The sequence below is a fragment of the Natrialba aegyptia DSM 13077 genome (genome assembly GCF_000337535.1).
GTDB lineage: Archaea > Halobacteriota > Halobacteria > Halobacteriales > Natrialbaceae > Natrialba > Natrialba aegyptia.
On the sequence record NZ_AOIP01000016.1, the window covers coordinates 1 to 18,408 of the forward strand.

An 18,408-nucleotide genomic window follows, 5' to 3' on the forward strand; every position below is an offset into this window, starting at 1 on the left:
CCGCTCAGAGATGTGTATATGAGACAGCGCGTATTCCCCTCGCTGCACGGGTCGGCTCACTCGAGGTCCTCGACCGCCGCGGCGAGGTCGCCGGCGTTGTCCTCGAGTGCGGTTCGGGCCTCGTCCTCGCTGACATCGGCTCGCATCGCGACGATCTCGACGTCGTCGTCCGGGATGGACGAGCCACCGTCGTCGGCGTCGGCATCGCCGCCGGCACCGCCGGCCGAGCCGGACTCGACCTGTTCCGGCGAGCCGATGATCTGGTAGGTCTCCTGGCCGCGAGCATCGATCTTGGTGACTTCGGCGTCGTTGAAGACGAGATCGTACTCGTCGGTGCGAATGATTACCTCCTCGGCGTCGATGTCCTCGGCGTCGATCCCCATCTGCTGCATCATCTGTTCCATCTTGCGCGGATTGAGTCCGCCGCCTCCTCCGAACATACCCGACACGTCGCCACCCGCGACCTTTTACTTTGTCGTTCCACCTGCGAACCGTCCGTTCCCGTCACTGCGCCCGCTCGCGAACCGACGGTGCCGACGATCGATGCCAGTATCGATACCGACCGCCCGTTCGCTCCACCAGAGCGATACGTTCAACCACCGGTATCCCATCAGGAACCCCATGGACGCTGAACTCGGCTCCCTACTTGAACTCCTCGAGTTGAAAGACGAGACGCGGACGGGATGGGACCTTCGCGGCGTCGAATCGCCGGAGTCGGTCGCAGCGCACACGTGGGGCACGGCGATGCTGTGCCTGCTGTACGCCGACCGTGCGGGTGAGGCGGTCGACCGCGAGCGAGCGGTTGCGATGGCCGTCGTCCACGACGCCGCGGAGGCACGAACGGGCGACGTTGCAACCAGAGCGACGGCGGACGACCAACGAATCACCGCGGAGACGAAAGAAACGATGGAGCGGGACGCTATCGCCGACCTTCTTAACCCGTTTCAGGACGACGAACCGCGTCACCTGTGGAAGGAGTACGAAGAACGCGAGACGCCGGTTTCCCGGTTCGTCAAGGACATGGACCTGGTAGATAACTGTCTCCAGGCACTCAAGTACGAGCGCGCGAATCGATATGACGGAAGCGATCCGACCGACGAGTTCAGCGAGTTCGACGATCTCGACGAATTCTTCGCGACGGCCGCGCCGCGACTGCGGACGCCGATCGGCGAATCGCTGTTCGAGGCGATCAAAGAGCGATACGAACGAGAGATCGGGCGGGAGTGCCAGCTCTGACGGGTCGAAGGGGACGGGGGCCACAACCGAACGAAAGGGATTACTCGACCCGGCGGCGGATGGTCTGATACGATCGTGGCGGCGGGAGACCGACGGATCTGCGGCAGGCGGAAATACAATGACACGACAGCGAAACACCACCGACGACAGCGGAGAGCGAACGGGAAGCGGAGACGACCTCGATCCGGTCAAGCGAGAGATCATGGAGGCGACCTACCGGGCGCTTAGCACGCACGGTTACGGCGATCTCACGATACAGGCCATCGCCGACGAGTTCGACAACAGCAAATCGCTGCTGTACTACCACTACGACGGCAAAGACGAGTTACTGCTTGACTTTCTGGACTACGCACTCGGACAGTTCCTCACCGAGATTCAGGTCAGCGACGACGCCCCGGACGAGCAACTCCGGACGCTCATCGACACGCTCGTTCCAGAAACGCTGCCGGACGACCCCTATCGGGTGCAACTCGCGATGTTCGAACTCCGCGTGAACGCACCGCACGACGCTGACGCCCGAACCCAGTACCTGAAAGCCGACCGCGAACTGAAAGCGCTGCTCCGGTCGATCGTCGAGCGCGGCATCACGTCCGGCGAGTTCGTTCCCGTTGATCCCGATCTCGAGGCCGAACTTTTCCTCTCGTTGCTTACCGGCACTCGAACGCGCCGGCTCACGGCGAACGACGAGTTCTCGATCGAGACGGCTCGCGCCGCGCTATTGACTCAGATGCGCCGATTGAAGGTGGACGATGCTGCGCCGGCATCGCCGACGGGAGCGACTCCCGACAGCGACGAGGCCTGAACTCGAGCGGGCCACCGAATCGTTGATGACCGACTTGATCGGGCGTGGACCAGAAGGATGTCATAGAACGATTCGCATAGTGTTTTTACCCCTATCTGAACTGAATTAATAGTTTACTACAGATGCGAACAGAACGGAAGAACACAATTTCCCTCAGCTATTAGTGAGCAAGGTTTGATAAAACGCCTATGGAACGGTTGTACATCTATAACAGCGCTCTTGCAGTAATTGGACTGTCTCTTGGGTTCCCAGCAGTGCGATCGCTCATTTCTGGCGACCACAGTATACCGATACTGCTTATGGCAGTCGGTGGGGGTGGGATGATTGTCAGTGCTGGCTACGAATCACTGCAAACCGACCCTGACGAGTTTAAAATCTCTGTTGCCGCCCTCTTTGCGTTAGTTGGTGCCGCCTGTCTGAGTCTTCTCGGAACTGTTCTCTCCGCAGTGTCTGGTATATGAGCGACCTGTACTTATCGCCCGTCGGGGGGTCGCGGAGAAGGTATGTGAACCGTTCTATATTACCCCCCGGTTGCGGACTATCGCTGTTATCGAGGAGCCTTCTACGACTCGAGTTCGGGACACCGATCGACACCGGTTTGAAAATTCGTTCAATATAAAAACAACCCGGCGCGCTTACGGGACGACGGGCGACTCGAGTTCACCGTCAACGTCGCCACCGGCAACGCCACCACACCGATTACTGAACTCGATGAAGCGCAGTGGGGCCGCGTCGTCGAGACCAAGCAAAAGGCACCCCGCTCGGGTTACAACACGAAACACCGGCAGTTCTCGAGCAGTAGCGGTGCGATTCGCTGGCTATGTTCGACCCATATTGCGTTCGTGACCGGACACGCCCCGCCGTCCGACGGCGAAACGGTGTCGGAGTCACGTCGCGAGCAGTCCGCCGTCGATCGGCAGCGAGTGGCCGTTGATAAACGACGCTTCGTCCGATGCCAACCAGGCGACGGCGTCCGCGACTTCCTCCGGCGTCGCCATTCGGCCGAGCGGTTGGTCGGCGGTCAACTGGTCGATCGCGCCGGGGTGCTCCTCGAGACTTCGTTCGACCATCGGCGTTTTGACCACGCCGGGACAGATCGCGTTCACGCGAACGCCATCGTCAGCGTACTGGATCGCGGCCGACTTGCTCAATCCGACGACGGCGTGCTTGCTCGCGACGTACGGTGCGGTTCCGTCCGCGACGAGTCCGGCGATCGACGACGTGTTCACGATACTTCCGCCGCCGCTCTCGATGAGCGCCGGAATCTCGTGTTTCAATCCCAACCAGACCCCGGTGAGATTGATATCCAGGACCCGGTGCCACTGCGCCGAATCGAGTTCAGTTAGTGGAGCCGTCTCCCCTTCGATGCCGGCGTTGTTGTGCGCGATATCGAGACTCCCGAACTCGTCGATGGCAGTCTCAACCATCGTTTCGACGTCGTCTTCGTCGGTGACATCGACGTCGACAAAGACGGCGTCGCCGCCTACATCTTCGATGCGGTCGACGGTCTCGTGACCGCCGGCAGCGTCAATGTCGGCGACGACGACGGCTGCTCCTGCCGTTGCAAGCCGTTCTGCGGATGCCCGGCCGATACCGGACCCAGAACCGGTGACGATCGCGGTCTTGTTCGTGAAGTCTGCTTCCATTGCGAGACTGAACGTTCAGTTAATACATGAGCCTTTTGGTGTCGTCGACTCGAAATATCGACTGCACTCATCACACGTTCGTCGGGGAGTTCGAATCGCAAGTCTAGGGTCGCTCGAGTTCACTAGCGATGGAGAGCGTACGACGTGCAAGCCAGAGCAGTAACGTGGCTGTTCGGGTCGGGGTCGATACGAGACAGAAGAACTCGTGCGGTCGTGCGTGTGGTCGTGTGTGGTTGTACGCGTCGTCGTTTCGAGGACGGCGGTTATTCCGTGGCCGGTGCGCCCTCCCGGACGTTCACGGCCATTCCGGTTTCGAAGTCCTCGATGGCGGCGGCGGCGAGTTCGGCGCGGCCGACGGCGAGGACCTCGCCGCGTTCGTGGACGACGAGGACTTCGTCGCCGGGTCGAATGTCCGGGCCAGTCTCGCGGACGAACTTGGCGAAGACGTTCTTTTCGTCGCGGACGAACGGTTCGCTCTCGTCGTCGACGACGACGCGATAGGCGGGGTGTTCGAGTGCGCCATCCAGTCGTCGACCGCCCTCGAGACCGAGGGTGAAGCGGCCGTCGATTCCGAAGGAGACGATACGACCGGCTTCGGCGTGGACTTGCTGTGGTCGGCCGGAGGAGGTTCGTTTGACGGTGAGGGATTCGGTGGGTGGAAAGAGAGCCGTGCCTGTGCCCGCGCCGAACTGGTAGTCCGCGATGGTCCGAAGCGTCGAGAGGCCGGCGTTCCCGTCGGCTGGCTCGCTCATTGGAGGGGGGTTTCGTGTGTCGAGTCGAAAGCCCTTCGATCGTCGCTGTCGGGCCGAGGTGAAAGGTGTCCTGACGGTAATCAGGGCTATTATATACGTTGGTTTGGTAGTAGGCCGTGAATGGATGTCGTACAGATCGTTCTCGGAACCGTCCTCCTCGCGGTCAGCGGGTTGGTTCTTGCCGGGCCGTCGATCCTGCAGACGAGCGCCGGCGGGTATCCCGTGGCTCTCTTCGTATCGGGGCTGGCGCTGGTGCTTGGAGCGGTTGCGGTTGCTATCGATCTCGCACGGACGGCGACACCGTCGTAACGATTGCGTGGTGTCCGGTCAGCCGACCTGTCGCTGACGGAGCGAAGCGTCACCTGGATAGCGTGCTACTCGGGCGGACTGCTGGAAGTCAGTTCCGACGCACCTGTAGACGGCCGCGGGTGCGCCCTGAATCGGTACGGCAGACCGTCTCAGAGCAGGAACGTCTCGTGGCGGTCGCCCAGATCGAGGAACGTATCGGCTGCGTCGATCAGTTCGTCGGCCGTGGAGGATTCGAACGCCATGACTTCGACGCGGACGCCCTCGTGACGAAGGTGCGAGCAGAGTCGTGAGAAGTCGCCATCACCGGTACACAGCACTACCGTGTCGACGTGGTTAGCGAGCGTTACGGCGTCGAGGCTCATCCCGACGTCCCAGTCGGCCTTTTTCGTGCCGTCGGAGAACGTCTTGATGTCCTTGATCTTCGTCTCGAAGCCGATATCGACGAGGGCATCGAAGAAGCTCTCCTCCTCCGGTGCGTCCGCACGGATGACGTAGGCGATCGCACGGGTGAGCTGGCGGTCCTGAATGGCCTTCGAGAGGAGCGCAGAGTAGTCGATATTGCGACTGTGAAGGCTCTGTGCGGAGTGATAGAGGTTCTGGGCGTCGACGAGAACGGCGACGCGCTGGTCGGGATGGATATCGGTCACACCTACTGGTGGGCCGTGCAGCCTAAAAAATCGCGTCGTTCGTGGGCCAGCAGACGAGGAAGGACGACGGAGATCCCGAACAGTGTGGCTGAATCGTTACTGACGGAGTTTCTCGAGGCGCTTTTCCATCGGCGGATGCGTCGCAAACAGCCGTTCGAGCAATCCGCGGTCCGCGTTGAAGATACACAGCGCGCTCACGCTGTCGTCGAGCGTCGACTCGCGACCCTCCGAACCCGAGGAAATCTTTTCGAGCGCGCGGGCGAGCGGTTCGCCGCTGCCGATGTACTGTCGGGCGTCCTCGTCGGCGACGTACTCTCGGTACCGCGAGATGGCGAGGACGAAGACCACGACGAACATCTGTGCGATGTTCGAGATGATCATCCCGACGAAGATGCTCCCGAAGCTGCGGTCGTCACCCATCATGTAGACGATGTAGGCGACCCAGCCGACCATCATCCCGATCGACTGTCCGACGACCATCGTCACGACGTCGCGGTTCTTGATGTGGGCGAGTTCGTGTGCGATGACGCCCTCGAGTTCGTCGCGCCGGAGGAGGCTCATGAGTTCGGTCGAGACGACGACGATGCCGTTGCCCTTGCGGCCGGTCGCGAAGGCGTTGGGAACGCCCATCTGCTGGACCATCAGCGTGGGTTTCTCGATGCCCATGTCTCGGCTGAGGGATTCGGTCATCCGATGGATTTCCTGATACTGGCCTTCCTCGGGCATTTCTTCGGCGCGTCTGGTCGCCGACCAGGTGCCGATCTTGTACTGGATGAACGGGAGGACGAGCAGGCCGAGCAGAACGAGCGGCCACGCCTTCGTCCCGAACATCGCCAGGCCGAAGAGGCCGACGACCATGTAAAAGGCGAACAGGATCGAGCCGACGATCGCCATCCGCACCTTCAGACCGAAGTCTGTCATGGTCGCCTGTAAGTAATGCGACGGGATAAGTTTCGCGAAAAAGTATGTCCATCGGTAGCAGAGGTCTATCGCGGCTAATAGGGTCGTGAACACAATCGATAAGGGGTCGCGGGCCAGTCAGTCGTGTATGCGTCTCGTCGCTCGCCCGGTTGTCGCAGCTGCCGTGAGCGACGGCAACGCTCGTTTTTCGACCCTGTCGAAATCGAAACCGAAACCGAAACGCGTGTGAGTGTGCTCGTGGCGGCGTGGCATCCCGTCTCGGGCACGGTTCGACGGCACGCGACGGATCGCGAACCCGGTGATCGAGACGGAGTACGATCGGTTACCACAGTGATTCGAGGCGACGACTCGACACACAAAAAGAGACGACGCAGCGACACCTCACAGCACACACCGAACCCATGTCAACACAGCTCACCCTTTCCGGCGTCTTTCCGGCGATGTGTACGCCGTTCGACGACGACGAACGAATCGATTTCGAAACGCTCCAGCAGGACGCACAGCGACTCGAGGCCGCGGGCGTCGACGGTCTCGTTCCGGTCGGCTCGACCGGCGAATCCGCGACGTTAACCCACGAGGAACACGTCCGCGTCGTCGAAGCCGTCATCGAGGCCGTCGACGACGTGCCCGTCATCGCGGGCTCCGGGTCGAACAACACCCGCGAGGCGCTCGAACTCTCCGAGCGCTCGGCCGACGCCGGCGCGGACGGCTTGCTCCTTATCTCGCCGTACTACAACAAGCCCGAACAGCGCGGCCTGATCGAGCACTACCGTACGATCGCCGACGCAGTCGACCTCCCGCAGATCGTCTACAACGTCCCCTCGCGGACGGGCCGATCGATCGACCCCGACACCGCCGTCTCCCTCGCAAAGCACGAGAACATCGCGGGCTACAAGGCCGCAAGCGGCGACCTCGGACAGATAGGCGAGATCGCAGAGCGCACGCGCGAAGACGAGTTCAGCGTGCTCTCGGGCGACGACGCGCTGACCCTTCCGACCCTCTCGGTCGGCGGCACCGGGACGATCAGCGTCGCCGCGAACATCGAGCCCGAACGGACCTGCGCGATGGTCGGCGCGGCGCTCGACGGCGACTACACGCGCGCACGAGAGATCCACCACGAACTCGGGCCGCTGTTCCGCGACCTGTTCGTCGAGACGAACCCGATTCCGGTCAAGGAGGCGATGCAGATTCGCGGGTACGGCCCCGCACGGATGCGCCCGCCGCTGTCCCGACTCTCCGAGGAGCACCGCGACGAACTCGAAGCGGTGCTCGCCGAACTCGAGCGCGAGACGACGGTAACCGACGCGGAATCTGAATCGGAGTCTGAGTCTGAGTCTGAGTCGGAACCGGGAGGCGATCGATGACGGCCGCGACTCGAATCGGCGTCACCGGCGCGACCGGCCGGATGGGCCGCGAAGTGATCGCCGCCGTCGCGGACCACGGGAGCTGCGAGGTGGCGTTCGCGGTCAATCGCGAACCCGATGGCGAGACGGTCGACGGCGTCGCGGTCGATCCCGCGGCCGAGTTCGGGTCGCTGCTGGCCGCACACGAACCGCAGGCGGTGATCGACTTCACCGGCCCCGAATCGGCGATCGAGTACGCCCGTGCCTGCGCGGACGCCGAAGTCGCGTTCGTCACCGGCACGACCGGCTTCGACGACGACCAGCTCGCCGCGCTCGAAGACGCGGCCGGCGAGATTCCGGTCCTCCACGCGCCGAACTTCGCTCGGGGCGTGCAGGCGCTCGTGAACGTCATCGGCGACGCCGTCAAGAGCCTGCCGGGCTACGACGTCGAACTCGTCGAGACTCACCACAACGCGAAGCGGGACGCCCCGAGCGGGACCGCGAACCGACTGCTCGACGAGATCGAGGCCAACGGCGAGTTCAGTGAGCGCACGCACGGCCGCGAGGGAGAGGCCCCCCGCGAGGCTGGCGAGATCGGCGTTCACGCGCTCCGCGCGGGCGATATTACGGGCGAGCACGAGATTCTGCTCGCGGGGAATCACGAGGAGGTTCGCCTGACCCACCGCGCCGAGGACCGCGGCGTCTTCGCCGCCGGCGCAGTCGACGCGGCGGCCTGGATCGCCGGACAGAAGGCGGGAAGCTACGACTTTGCGGATGTGATCGACGAATGAGTGCACTCGAGACCGAAATCGATGACCTGTGGACACAGTACGACAACGATGAACTCGACGCCGATAGCGCCGGCGAGGACGCGTTCGCGACGCTCGATTCGTTCCTCGATGCGCTGGAGGACGGCGAGATCCGCGCGGCCGAGAAGCACGACGGCGAGTGGGAAGCAAACGCCTGGGTCAAGCAGGGCATCCTGCTTAACTTCGGCCTGCGAGCGACCGAACCCCGCGAATACGGTGGCGTCACGTACAACGACGTGCTCCCGCTTGCGAACTCGAGCGACTACGCCGCACGCGGCAGCCGCAACACGCCCGACGGCACCGTCGTCCGCCGCGGCGCGCACATCGGCTCCGACTGCATCCTGATGAGCCCCGCGTTCGTCAACATCGGCGCGCACGTCGGCGACGGGACGCTCGTCGACTCCTGCGATACGGTAGGCTCCTGCGCTCAGATCGGCGCGAACGTCAAACTCGGCGCGAACACCCTTATCGGGGGAGTGCTGGAACCGGTCGAGAACGCGCCCGTCATCATCGAGGATAACGTCTCGCTCGGGGCCGGCTGTCGCGTCACGAGCGGGTTCGTCGTCGGCGAGAACAGCGTCGTCGGCGAGAACACCCTTCTGACGCCGCGCATCCCGGTTTACGACCTCGTCGAGGAGGAAGTTATCTACGGCGAACTGCCCGCGGACCGGCGCGCGTTCACGCGATTCGTCGAATCGTCGGTCAGCGATCACGACCTGTTCGAGGGCGGCGCGTACAAGCCCGCCGTCGTCGCCACCGACCTGGAGACGGAGACGCTCGAGGCGACCGAGCGCGAGGACGCGCTGCGGGAATAAACTCCCGGGACTCTTCTGAGCGAACTCGACCGCGATCCGCACCGCCCGCGAGACGAGTTCACTTACGTACTGTCGGTCCGTGAACTCGGTATGGCTTCGCCGCTTGATCTCCCGCCCGTCGGCCTGGGGACGATGGGGATCGACGACCCCGCCGTGATTGAAACGGCGCTCGACCTCGGCTACAGACACCTCGATACGGCACAGATCTACGGGAACGAGGCCGTCGTCGGCGAGGGACTGGCCCGGAGTGCCGTCCCACGAGAGGACGTGACGGTCGCGACGAAAGTCTGGGCCGACAGCCTCGCGCCGGCCGACGTGCGCCGGACGACGGCGGAAAGTCTCGACCGCCTGGGGCTCGAGTCGGTCGACCTGCTGTACGTCCACCGCCCCGTCGAGACCTACGACCCCGACGAGACGCTGCCGGCCTTCGACGACCTTCGCGACGCCGGCACCATCCGCGCCGTCGGCGTCAGCAACTTCACCGTTGCTGAACTCGAGACCGCGCGGGCCGTCCTCGACGCGCCGATCGCGGCCCACCAGGTCGAGTTCCACCCGCTGTTTCAGCCGGACGACCTGCTCGCCCACGCCCGCGAGCACGGCTATCCGCTCGTGGCCTACTCGCCGCTCGCGAACGGTCGCGCGGGGGAGATCGACGCGGTCGTCGACATCGCCGAAAATCACGACGCGACGCCCGAAGCGGTCTGTCTCGCCTGGCTGGCCGCGAAGGAGGGCGTCGTGACGATTCCGAAAGCCAGCAGCGCCGCGCATCTCCGGGCGAACCTCGACGCCCAAGACCTCGAACTCGACCCGTCCGAACGCGAGCGCATCGACGCGATCGAGCGGACCGACGAACTCTTTCCGGAGTGATTGCCGATCCTGACGGGAGTCGCGCGGCCGAACTCGAGCCGAGCGTTCAAGTCGCCGTGCGGTCAATCGGGTGACGTGAACTGGGACTCGGCCGTCGTGTTCGGACTGTTCGCCGTCGCCTGCGGTCTCGCCGCCGTCCGGGTGCGGACGGAATCCTGGACCGTCCGCCGCACGATCGGCGTCGGGTCTTTTTGGCGGGTGCGGCCGCCGGGCTATTTCTCGATGAACTCGTACCTATCCCCTCGATTCTCGCCCCGTGGACCGAACCGATCGCCGCCGGCGTGATGGTCGTCGGCCTCGTCGTCGCGTGGACGCACAGACCGAGAACGGGCTGACTGACGCCGGCATGTGGTAGCCAAGGGTAACCGACACCCAGAAGCCGACGTTCGAGACGCGGGCACGAAACCCAAACCCTTGACTCCTCGCGGTCACTTGTGGTGACCAATGACCAGCCATGCGGATTCGCCGCCCGTCCGTCGGCTCGCGGACTGGGACCACGACCGACTCGAGTCCCTCGCCGAGGAGTACGACACGCCGCTTTACGTGACCGATCTCGACCGCATCAAAGAGAACTACACCCGTTTCTCGTCGGCGTTTCCCGACGCCCACGTCATGTACGCCGCGAAGGCTCACACGGGCAAGTCCGTTCTCGAAGCCGTCCTCGAGGCCGGCGGCGACATCGAGTGTGCGGCCTGGGGCGAACTAAAGCGCTCGATCGACGCCGGCGCGGACCCGAACACGCTCCAGTACACCGCGGTCAACCCGCCGGATCGCGACCTCGATTACGCGACCGACCTGGCCGACGACGCGCCGGGACTAACGATCACCATCGGCGCGACGGATACGCTGGACCGGCTGCAAGCGCGCGGCTACGACGGCCGCATCGCCATCCGCATCAACCCCGGGATCGGCACGGGCCACCACGAGAAGGTCGCCACCGGCGCGGACGCGAAATTCGGCGTCCCCTACGAGCGCGTTCCCGATGTCGCCGACCGCGTTCGGCAGGAATTCGAACTCGTCGGCCTGCACGCCCACGCGGGCAGCGGCGTCCTGACCGAGGGCCTCGAAGAGCACTGTCGGGCCATCGAGCGCGTCGGCGAGATGGCCCGCCGCGTCGGCGACGAAAGCCTGGAGTTCGTCGACGTCGGCGGCGGCTACGGCGTTCCCTACCGCGAGAACGACGAGCCGCTGGACCTCGAAAAAACGTCGGCGCTGGTCCGCGACGCCGTCGGTGAACTCGACGCCACGCTCAAGCTCGAACCGGGCCGATACGTCGTCGCCGATGCGTCGCTCATCCTGAGCGAGGTGAACACGATCAAGGAGGCCCCTGACACGACGGTCGTCGGCGTCGACGCCAGCCTGGCGACGCTGATCCGCCCGGCGATGTTCGGCTCCTACCACCCGATGTACAACGTCAGCGCACCCGAGCGCGAGTCCGAACCGGTGACCGTCGGCGGGCCGGTCTGTACCAGCGCGGACGTCTTCGCCCACGACCGGCCGATCGCTCGCCCGGAGCGCGAGGACGTCATCGCCATCGGAAACGCGGGTTCCTACGGCTATGAGCTGGCGAGCCAGTTCCACTCCCAACCCCGGCCGGCGGAGGTCGCACTCGAGGGCGGCGAGGCCCGCGTCGTGCGCCGACGGGAGACGCTCGAGGACGTGACCCGCGTCGAACAGGATTGAGATGGGATTCGATATCACCTCGTTCCACGCCGATGCGGTTCGGATTCCGTCCCACGAGGACGTATCCGAGATGCGCGAGTTCGTGCTCGAAACGCTGCGGGAGGCCGGTCACGAGCCGACGGTGGACGACCTCGGGAACGTGCTCGCGACGCGAGGCGGCGAGCGTGACGCCGCCGGCAATGGGCCCCACATCGTCCTCAACACGCACATCGACACGGTGCCGCCGCACGTTCCTTACGAGCGCGACGGCGACGTGGTCCGCGGCCGCGGAGCCTGCGACGCCAAGGGGCCGCTCGCCGCGCTGGTCGCAGCGTTCCTGCGCGTCGAACCGGCCGCCGGGACGCTGACGCTGGCGATCACGACCGACGAGGAAACGCTGATGACCGGTGCCGAGGGCCTGCGGGAGCGGCTCTCGGCGGACGGGTACATCGTCGGCGAACCGACGGGCCTCGACGTCTGCATCGCCGCCCGCGGACAGTGCGAGGGTGTCGTGACGATCGCGGGCGAGAGCGGCCACGCCGCAAGCGTGCCCGCTGACCGTAATCCGATCGCCGCGCTCTCGCACGTGCTCGACGCGCTTCGAGACTACGACGAAGTGGCGGGACCGAGCGAGGACGCGGTGCTCGGGGAACCGAAACTGACGCCGACCGTTCTCTGTGGCGGCGATGCCTCGAACCGCGTCCCCGAGCGCTGCCGACTCACGTTCGACCGGCGCAGCGTCCCCCCGGAGACGAGTTCATCGTTCCGCGATGACCTGGCCGAGCGTCTCGCGGACCGGGTGCAAGCGGAGTTCGATGTCGAGATTTCGGTCGAACTCATCCGACCCGACACGCCGTTCCCGCGGGCGTTCGTGACCGACGAGGACGCCGATCTGGTCGGCACCCTGGCGGCGGCAAGCGGCAGCGCGGTCCGGCCGTTCGGGGCGGCCACCGAGGCCGGCTTCTTCGCGGCCGATGCACCGACGGTCGTCTTCGGACCGGGCGTGCTCGCCGACGAGGAGGGGGCCGTCGCCCACGCCGAGCGCGAGTACGTCCGCCTCCCGGACATCGAAGCCGCGGCGGACGCACTCGAAGCGACGCTCGCCGAACTCGTCGGCGAGAGGTGCCGCTGAAAGCCAGTGCACACCTGATCGCACAGCCGTCGTGCGAGCGGTGTGTAATTACTGCTTCGCGAGGAGGTACAGCAGCCCGATGAGACAGACGACCGTAATGAGAACGAGACCCGCAGTTGCGATTTCGGGGAACAGTCGCTCGACCATACGCCCGCTTGGGAAGCGACCGGCAAAGGAGTATTGATTCCGCGGATACAACCCGGACGAGTTCACGGTCGGAACGCAACGACGGCCGTCACGTACTCTCTCAGCCGAACTGCTGTCGGGCAGTGCCGGCGCACCCGCGACCATCTACGAGTGTGCCGGGGACTCGGTGCAGCAGACCGTCTCAGGCCAGCGGATCGTGTCCGATCTGTTGGAGGAGCCCGAAGAGGTCCACGTTCGCCCACCGTTCCGCGATTTTTCCGTCCGCGATACGAACGACGTGGATGCCCATGATCTCGACGGATTCGCCCGTCGGTTCGATACCCATGAACGGCCCCTCGTGGGTCCCCGTTATCCGCCCCCAGAACGCGACGTAGTCCCCGTCCCGCATGTAGCGTTCGACCTCGAAGTGCAGGTCCGGAAACGTCTCGTGGTAGTTCGAAACGAACGACTCGAACTCGGAGAGCGGTTCCTCTCCGGACCCCGTCGGATCGTGGTACACCTGCTGGTCGGTGAGCACGTCGTCCATCGCATCGACGTCCCCGTCGTTCCAGACGACATCGACGTACCGCTTTGCGATCGCTTTGTGCTCGTCGTCTGCGGACATGAGGGACGGTCATCGGCCACGGCCAAATAGGTAATAGGTTCCCCCCCCGTCGATACGGCGGCGGATACCCACCCGCTTGCGATCGACATCGTCCGTGATTGCGGTGCGGTATAAGGGTGTTCGCCAATAGTTATGGTACTCTGGAACATGGGTATAACTAGCATGTTCGAGGAGTTCTCCCGAAGCTACTACCTCGGCCGACTCTACGTGACTCCGACCGATGCCGACCGCGCGCTAATGGACAGCGAGCAACACGAGCGGATCAACGAGGCGGTGTACGCGACCGGAGAGGGTCTCGAATCGCTCGAAACGCCACTCGTGATGAAACTCGACTCGCAGCACTTCTCGGTCCACGGCGACAGCGCCGTCCCGACGAACACGCTCGCGCTGCCCGAAACGCTCCTCGACGGCATGGATGTTCGAAACCCGCCATCCCTGCGCGAGGTCCTGCTCGCCCGTCGCGAGTGCGCCTCGCAGTTACTCTCGTTCGTCGACGGCTGGGACCCGTCCGTATCCTGGGCACGGGCTACCGATGGCGACGACACCCCCGCCGACGATGACGAGTTCAGGAACGCGGGCATGTGAGCGGTCGCGATCGGAGCCGCTGACGGTCCCAACGCGAACGGAGACCGGGAGCTAGAAGTACATTCGTCGCACCTGTTCGGTCAGATGCTCGATGAGTTGCTCGGACGCGCGTCGCTCAAGGAGCGCATCGCCGAACTCGAGGACGAAACCGAGCGGCTACGGGCGCGCTACGAGGCCGAAACCGACCGCCGAGCCGAGGCCACGACCGCCAGACAGGACGCCGAGGAGCGAGTCAACCGGCTCGAGGACCGAATCGCCCAACTCGAAGGCGAACTCGAGCGCGTCGACGCCGACGAGGACGACTCGCTCGCGTTCAGGCGGCGCGAGACGCTTCGCGGTGGCCGCCTCGCCGACGTGCTCGACAGGCTCCGGTCGGTTCGGACGGGTCCGGAGGGAGCGGTGACAACGGTCGTGGAATCCGGGTCCGACGAGTTCGCTCCGGACGACGAACTCGCGGCCGTGCTCGGCGATCGGGCGGCCCTCGTCGACGCCGCTGCGCCCTGCCTGCTCTGTGTCGACGACGCCGGCCTCGTCTCCGTCGCGCTCGATCCGCCGGTCCTTCCGAACGAGGGCGACGTGCCCGCGGGGTGGACGGACCGGTTCGCACTCGATCGCGAGTGGTTCCTGCCGACGGGACGCGACGCGCTCGCGGTCGTCAGGGCCGACCTGTTTGCAGTCGGCGTCTACGAGGACGACGATCGCATCGAATACCGGGGCTTCGAGAGCGACGTGAAGGGCAGCCACTCCAAGGGCGGGTTTTCCCAGGCGCGCTTCGAGCGGATTCGCGACGATCAGATCGACGCCCACCTCGACCGATGCCGGGAAACGCTGGCCGACGTGTACGACGACACCGAGATCGATCGCCTCTTTCTCACCGGGCAACGCGGCGTCATCGAGACGCTCGCCGAGGAGACGGCCGTCGAGCCGGCGGCAACTGCGGCGGTTGATGCGACCGGCGATCCGAAATCGGCTCTCGAGGACGCCTACGGCACCTTCTGGACGACGACACTGTTCGTCCTGTAGCCGGACTGGTACTCCCCTCGCCGAACTCTATCGTTAAGTGCCCCCTCGGACATTCCTCGATATGCGCGTCGCAATCCTCGCACACGAGCAGTTTCCCGACCGCGCCAAAACCGCACTCGGCATCCTCCGGTACGCCGATTACGACGTAGCCGCCGTTCTCGACCGGGAGACCGCAGGCGGACAGGTCAACGACTACGTCCCCGACGTTCAGGACGCCCCCATCGTCGCCGGCATGGACGCCCTCGCCGACGACCTCGACGCCCTGATCATCGGCATCGCCCCCATCGGCGGCGGACTCGAAGACAGTTGGCGCGAAGACATCCGCGTCGCCCTCGAACGCGGCTGTGACGTGATCTCGGGTCTGCACCACTTCCTCGAAGACGACGACGAGTTCAGTCGGCTGGCGGCCGAACACGGCGGCGAGTTGCGGGACGTTCGCAAGCCGCCCGAGGACCTGACGGTAAGCGAGGGCCTCGCCGGCGAAGTCGACGCCGAGGTCATCCTGACCGTCGGCACCGACTGCTCGGTCGGGAAGATGACGACGACGATGGAACTCGCCCGCGACGCCCGCGCGGCCGGCCACGACGCCGCCGTGATTCCGACGGGCCAGACCGGGATCATGATCGAGGGCTGGGGGAACCCGATCGACCGGGTCGTCTCGGACTTCACCGCCGGCGCAGTCGAGGAGATGATCCGTGAGAAGGGCGACGAGCACGACTACCTCTTCGTCGAGGGCCAGGGGAGCATCGTCCACCCCGCCTACTCGGCGGTCACCTGCGGCATCCTGCACGGCTCGATGCCGGACGAACTCGTCCTCTGTCACACCGCCGGCAAAGAGGTTATCCACGGCTACGAGTCGTTCTCGCTGCCCTCGATTCAGACCTACGTCGATCTCTACGAAAGCCTCGCCGCGCCCGTCTCCGACGCCGATGTCGTCGCCGGCGCGCTCAACACGGCCGGACTCGAGGACGACGCCGCGGCGCAGGCGATCGACGAGTTCGCAACTGAACTCGGTGCTCCTGCGACGGACGTGATCCGCGAGGACACCGACGACGTGCTCGAGAGCCTGCTATGACGCTCGAAACCTCGTTTCAACGCCGGTCGCTGCCGCTCGAGTTCCCGTTTACGATCTCGCGGGGGACGACGACCGAGACCGAGGTCGTGACGGTCCACATCGAGGACGACGAGGGGAACGTCGGCATCGGCGGTGCCGGCCCGTCGTCTCACTACGGCGAGACCGCCGCGACGGTCGAAGCGGTCCTGCCCGATCTGCTCGCAGTCGTCGAGGACGTGGACGACCCCCACCAGCTCGCGCGCATCGAGCGCCGGCTGCGCGAAACCGTCGAGCGCAACCCGGCTGCCCGCTGTGCGGTCAGCATCGCGGTGCACGACCTCGCGGCGACGCAACTCGACGTGCCGCTGTATCGCTACTGGGGACTCGATCCGCGGGAGACCCTCGAAACCTCCTACACGATCGGCATCGACGACGTCGAGACGATGCGCGAGAAGACCGAAACCGCCCTCGAACGCGGCTACGATACGTTAAAGGTCAAGCTCGGCACGGACCGTGATATCGAGAGTATTCGGACGATCCGGGAGGTCGCACCCGACGTTCGACTCTTCGTCGACGCCAACGAGGCCTGGACGCCCCGCGAGGCGGTCTCGAAGATCGACCGGCTCGCCGAGTTCGACCTCGCGTTCGTCGAGCAGCCGATCCCCGCCGAGAACTCGGCGGGCCAGCGGTTCGTCTACGAGAACGCGGCGCTGCCGATCGCGGCCGACGAATCCTGTATCACGGTCGACGATATTCCGCGGATCGCGGACCGCTACGACATCGCGAACCTGAAGCTGATGAAGTGCGGCGGCCTCCGGGAGGCCAAACGGATCATCCACGTCGCTCGCGCTCACGGACTGCAGGTGATGTGTGGCTGCATGAACGAGTCCAACGCCTCGATCGCGGCCGCCTGCCACCTCGCGCCGCTGCTCGATTACGTCGATCTCGACGGCTCGCTCCTGCTCGATGCGGACCCCTACGACGGCGTCCCGATGCCGAACGGTCGGCTGGCGCTCGCCGAACTCGAGCGGCCGGGTACGGGTGCGCGACTCGAATAACACCGACTCCAACCGCTCTCGCTTATCCACGGCTACGAGTCGTTCGCTTCGTTGTTGACGCGTGCTTTTGCTCCGAAACACAGTCTCTCGAATCGCCACCATCGTTTACAACGGCGGTCGCCGTGGCACCCACTGGCATGACCGACGGTGAGCGGACAGGAATCTCTCGACGAACGGTACTGCGAGCGTCGGGGACTGCGGCCGCGGTGCCGATCCTCGGCGCGAACCGAACGAGCGCGGACGAAACCGCAGCCCCCGCGCCGTCGCCGGCACTGCCCGGCGATTGTCCCGACGCGACCGTTGAGCCGAGTATGACCCACTGCGAGGGGACGACCACGGAAGGGTGTGCCGACGACCATCCGGCGACGACCGAACTCCAGTCGGCGGTCCGGGAAACGCTCGCGGAAACGTATCCGACCGTCGGCGCGTTGCTCGACGCGGGATTCAAGCCGTACTTCGACACGCTCGACGTGACCGAGGAAAACGGCTACGCGCACTGGCTCTCCCCGGAGTTCATCGGCGACGAAACCGTACTGGACCCCGAGCGACCGGAATCGGTACTGGTCGATACCGGGTCCTGGCGCGCGATCGGGGTCATGTTCATCGCGACCCATGACGGCGAGGCTGTCGAACCGATGGCGGTGTACGACGACAGTGAGGGTCGCTGCTCGCCCTGGCACGCCCACACCGGACTTCCCGGACGCTTCGCCTGGTGGTACTACCAGCACGTCTACGAGGGGACCGATGACATCGAGTTCAGCCTGCCGTGTCGAACGCCCTGTATGCTCCACGTCTGGGCCGTCGACCATCCCGAGGGCGTCTACGCCCACGACGCCCCGCCCGACTCGGCCCGCGACCGGGAGCCCGCGGCCGACGCCGGGTTCGAGACCGACGCCGATCCCGGGGCGGACGAACTCGGCTGGGAGGTCCTCCCGGACGCGGTAACCCCCGACCGCCTCCCGGACGAGATTCCCCTGTTGAACTGACTCAGGCCCC

21 protein-coding genes are annotated in these 18,408 nt (G+C 65.1%); 15 read left to right on the top strand and 6 right to left on the bottom strand.

All coding sequences use genetic code 11. The features are described 5' to 3' along the window. Positions 1 to 56: 56 nt before the first annotated feature. The gene (locus C480_RS06690) at positions 57 to 440 is read right to left on the bottom strand and encodes a nascent polypeptide-associated complex protein (protein ID WP_006664861.1); all 384 of its coding nucleotides are present in this window, start codon (positions 438 to 440) and stop codon (positions 57 to 59) included. 181 nt (positions 441 to 621) lie between these two features. Between C480_RS06690 and C480_RS06695 the strand changes: the two genes are divergently transcribed. Then, positions 622 to 1,236, top strand: a complete 615-nt coding sequence (locus tag C480_RS06695; RefSeq protein WP_006664862.1) for an HD domain-containing protein — start codon at positions 622 to 624, stop codon at positions 1,234 to 1,236. Between the two features lie 118 nt (positions 1,237 to 1,354). After that, positions 1,355 to 2,038, top strand: coding sequence for a TetR/AcrR family transcriptional regulator (locus C480_RS06700; RefSeq protein ID WP_006664863.1), 684 nt, complete (start codon positions 1,355 to 1,357; stop codon positions 2,036 to 2,038). 887 nt (positions 2,039 to 2,925) lie between these two features. Here C480_RS06700 and C480_RS06705 read toward each other — a convergent pair. After that, a complete protein-coding gene (locus C480_RS06705) occupies positions 2,926 to 3,684 on the bottom strand; it encodes a glucose 1-dehydrogenase (protein WP_006664864.1) in 759 nt (252 codons plus the stop codon). A 263-nt stretch (positions 3,685 to 3,947) separates the two neighbouring features. Beyond that, the gene (locus tag C480_RS06710; RefSeq protein WP_006664865.1) at positions 3,948 to 4,436 is read right to left on the bottom strand and encodes a PUA domain-containing protein; all 489 of its coding nucleotides are present in this window, start codon (positions 4,434 to 4,436) and stop codon (positions 3,948 to 3,950) included. Between the two features lie 120 nt (positions 4,437 to 4,556). Here C480_RS06710 and C480_RS06715 point away from each other — a divergent pair, with 120 nt between their 5' ends. After that, complete coding sequence (locus C480_RS06715; protein ID WP_006664866.1) at positions 4,557 to 4,745, top strand: hypothetical protein; 189 nt, start codon at positions 4,557 to 4,559, stop codon at positions 4,743 to 4,745. A gap of 149 nt (positions 4,746 to 4,894) precedes the next feature. Here C480_RS06715 and C480_RS06720 read toward each other — a convergent pair whose 3' ends face one another. Together C480_RS06720 and C480_RS06725 are read right to left on the bottom strand one after the other, a co-directional pair. Beyond that, positions 4,895 to 5,392, bottom strand: coding sequence for a LabA-like NYN domain-containing protein (locus C480_RS06720; protein ID WP_006664867.1), 498 nt, complete (start codon positions 5,390 to 5,392; stop codon positions 4,895 to 4,897). 96 nt (positions 5,393 to 5,488) lie between these two features. Further along, positions 5,489 to 6,313 (bottom strand): M48 family metallopeptidase, encoded by an 825-nt coding sequence (locus C480_RS06725; RefSeq protein WP_006664868.1) that lies wholly within the window; start codon positions 6,311 to 6,313, stop codon positions 5,489 to 5,491. Between the two features lie 401 nt (positions 6,314 to 6,714). Here C480_RS06725 and dapA point away from each other — a divergent pair, with 401 nt between their 5' ends. From dapA to C480_RS06760, 7 genes are all read left to right on the top strand, one after another. After that, positions 6,715 to 7,677, top strand: coding sequence for a 4-hydroxy-tetrahydrodipicolinate synthase (gene dapA, locus C480_RS06730; protein ID WP_006664870.1), 963 nt, complete (start codon positions 6,715 to 6,717; stop codon positions 7,675 to 7,677). Then, a complete protein-coding gene (gene dapB / locus C480_RS06735) occupies positions 7,674 to 8,447 on the top strand; it encodes a 4-hydroxy-tetrahydrodipicolinate reductase (protein WP_006664871.1) in 774 nt (257 codons plus the stop codon). The genes dapA and dapB overlap by 4 nt, the downstream gene beginning before the upstream one ends. Then, the gene (locus C480_RS06740; protein ID WP_006664872.1) at positions 8,444 to 9,280 is read left to right on the top strand and encodes a 2,3,4,5-tetrahydropyridine-2,6-dicarboxylate N-succinyltransferase; all 837 of its coding nucleotides are present in this window, start codon (positions 8,444 to 8,446) and stop codon (positions 9,278 to 9,280) included. The genes dapB and C480_RS06740 overlap by 4 nt, the downstream gene beginning before the upstream one ends. Positions 9,281 to 9,370: 90 nt before the next feature. Then, positions 9,371 to 10,147 carry an aldo/keto reductase gene (locus C480_RS06745; protein ID WP_006664873.1) on the top strand — a complete coding sequence of 259 codons (777 nt, stop codon included), beginning with the start codon at positions 9,371 to 9,373 and terminating at the stop codon, positions 10,145 to 10,147. 191 nt (positions 10,148 to 10,338) lie between these two features. Beyond that, the gene (locus C480_RS24175; RefSeq protein ID WP_241433798.1) at positions 10,339 to 10,482 is read left to right on the top strand and encodes a hypothetical protein; all 144 of its coding nucleotides are present in this window, start codon (positions 10,339 to 10,341) and stop codon (positions 10,480 to 10,482) included. A 109-nt stretch (positions 10,483 to 10,591) separates the two neighbouring features. Then, positions 10,592 to 11,830 (top strand): diaminopimelate decarboxylase, encoded by a 1,239-nt coding sequence (lysA, locus tag C480_RS06755; protein WP_006664874.1) that lies wholly within the window; start codon positions 10,592 to 10,594, stop codon positions 11,828 to 11,830. A 1-nt stretch (position 11,831) separates the two neighbouring features. Further along, positions 11,832 to 12,941 carry a M20 family metallopeptidase gene (locus tag C480_RS06760; RefSeq protein WP_006664875.1) on the top strand — a complete coding sequence of 370 codons (1,110 nt, stop codon included), beginning with the start codon at positions 11,832 to 11,834 and terminating at the stop codon, positions 12,939 to 12,941. A 328-nt stretch (positions 12,942 to 13,269) separates the two neighbouring features. Here the strand turns inward: C480_RS06760 and C480_RS06765 are convergent, their stop codons facing one another. Beyond that, on the bottom strand, positions 13,270 to 13,692 hold the full coding sequence (locus C480_RS06765) for an ester cyclase (RefSeq protein ID WP_006664876.1): 423 nt from the start codon (positions 13,690 to 13,692) through the stop codon (positions 13,270 to 13,272). A 162-nt stretch (positions 13,693 to 13,854) separates the two neighbouring features. Between C480_RS06765 and C480_RS06770 the strand changes: the two genes are divergently transcribed. From C480_RS06770 to C480_RS06790, 5 genes are all read left to right on the top strand, one after another. Further along, positions 13,855 to 14,277 carry a DUF5802 family protein gene (locus C480_RS06770; protein ID WP_006664877.1) on the top strand — a complete coding sequence of 141 codons (423 nt, stop codon included), beginning with the start codon at positions 13,855 to 13,857 and terminating at the stop codon, positions 14,275 to 14,277. 84 nt (positions 14,278 to 14,361) lie between these two features. Further along, the gene (locus C480_RS06775) at positions 14,362 to 15,300 is read left to right on the top strand and encodes a Vms1/Ankzf1 family peptidyl-tRNA hydrolase (RefSeq protein WP_006664878.1); all 939 of its coding nucleotides are present in this window, start codon (positions 14,362 to 14,364) and stop codon (positions 15,298 to 15,300) included. 61 nt (positions 15,301 to 15,361) lie between these two features. After that, positions 15,362 to 16,375, top strand: a complete 1,014-nt coding sequence (locus tag C480_RS06780) for a DUF1611 domain-containing protein (RefSeq protein WP_006664879.1) — start codon at positions 15,362 to 15,364, stop codon at positions 16,373 to 16,375. Continuing rightward, positions 16,372 to 17,412 carry a dipeptide epimerase gene (locus tag C480_RS06785; protein WP_006664880.1) on the top strand — a complete coding sequence of 347 codons (1,041 nt, stop codon included), beginning with the start codon at positions 16,372 to 16,374 and terminating at the stop codon, positions 17,410 to 17,412. The genes C480_RS06780 and C480_RS06785 overlap by 4 nt, the downstream gene beginning before the upstream one ends. Before the next feature lie 137 nt (positions 17,413 to 17,549). Continuing rightward, positions 17,550 to 18,398 carry a hypothetical protein gene (locus tag C480_RS06790; protein ID WP_006664881.1) on the top strand — a complete coding sequence of 283 codons (849 nt, stop codon included), beginning with the start codon at positions 17,550 to 17,552 and terminating at the stop codon, positions 18,396 to 18,398. The last annotated feature ends 10 nt before the right edge of the window (positions 18,399 to 18,408 follow it).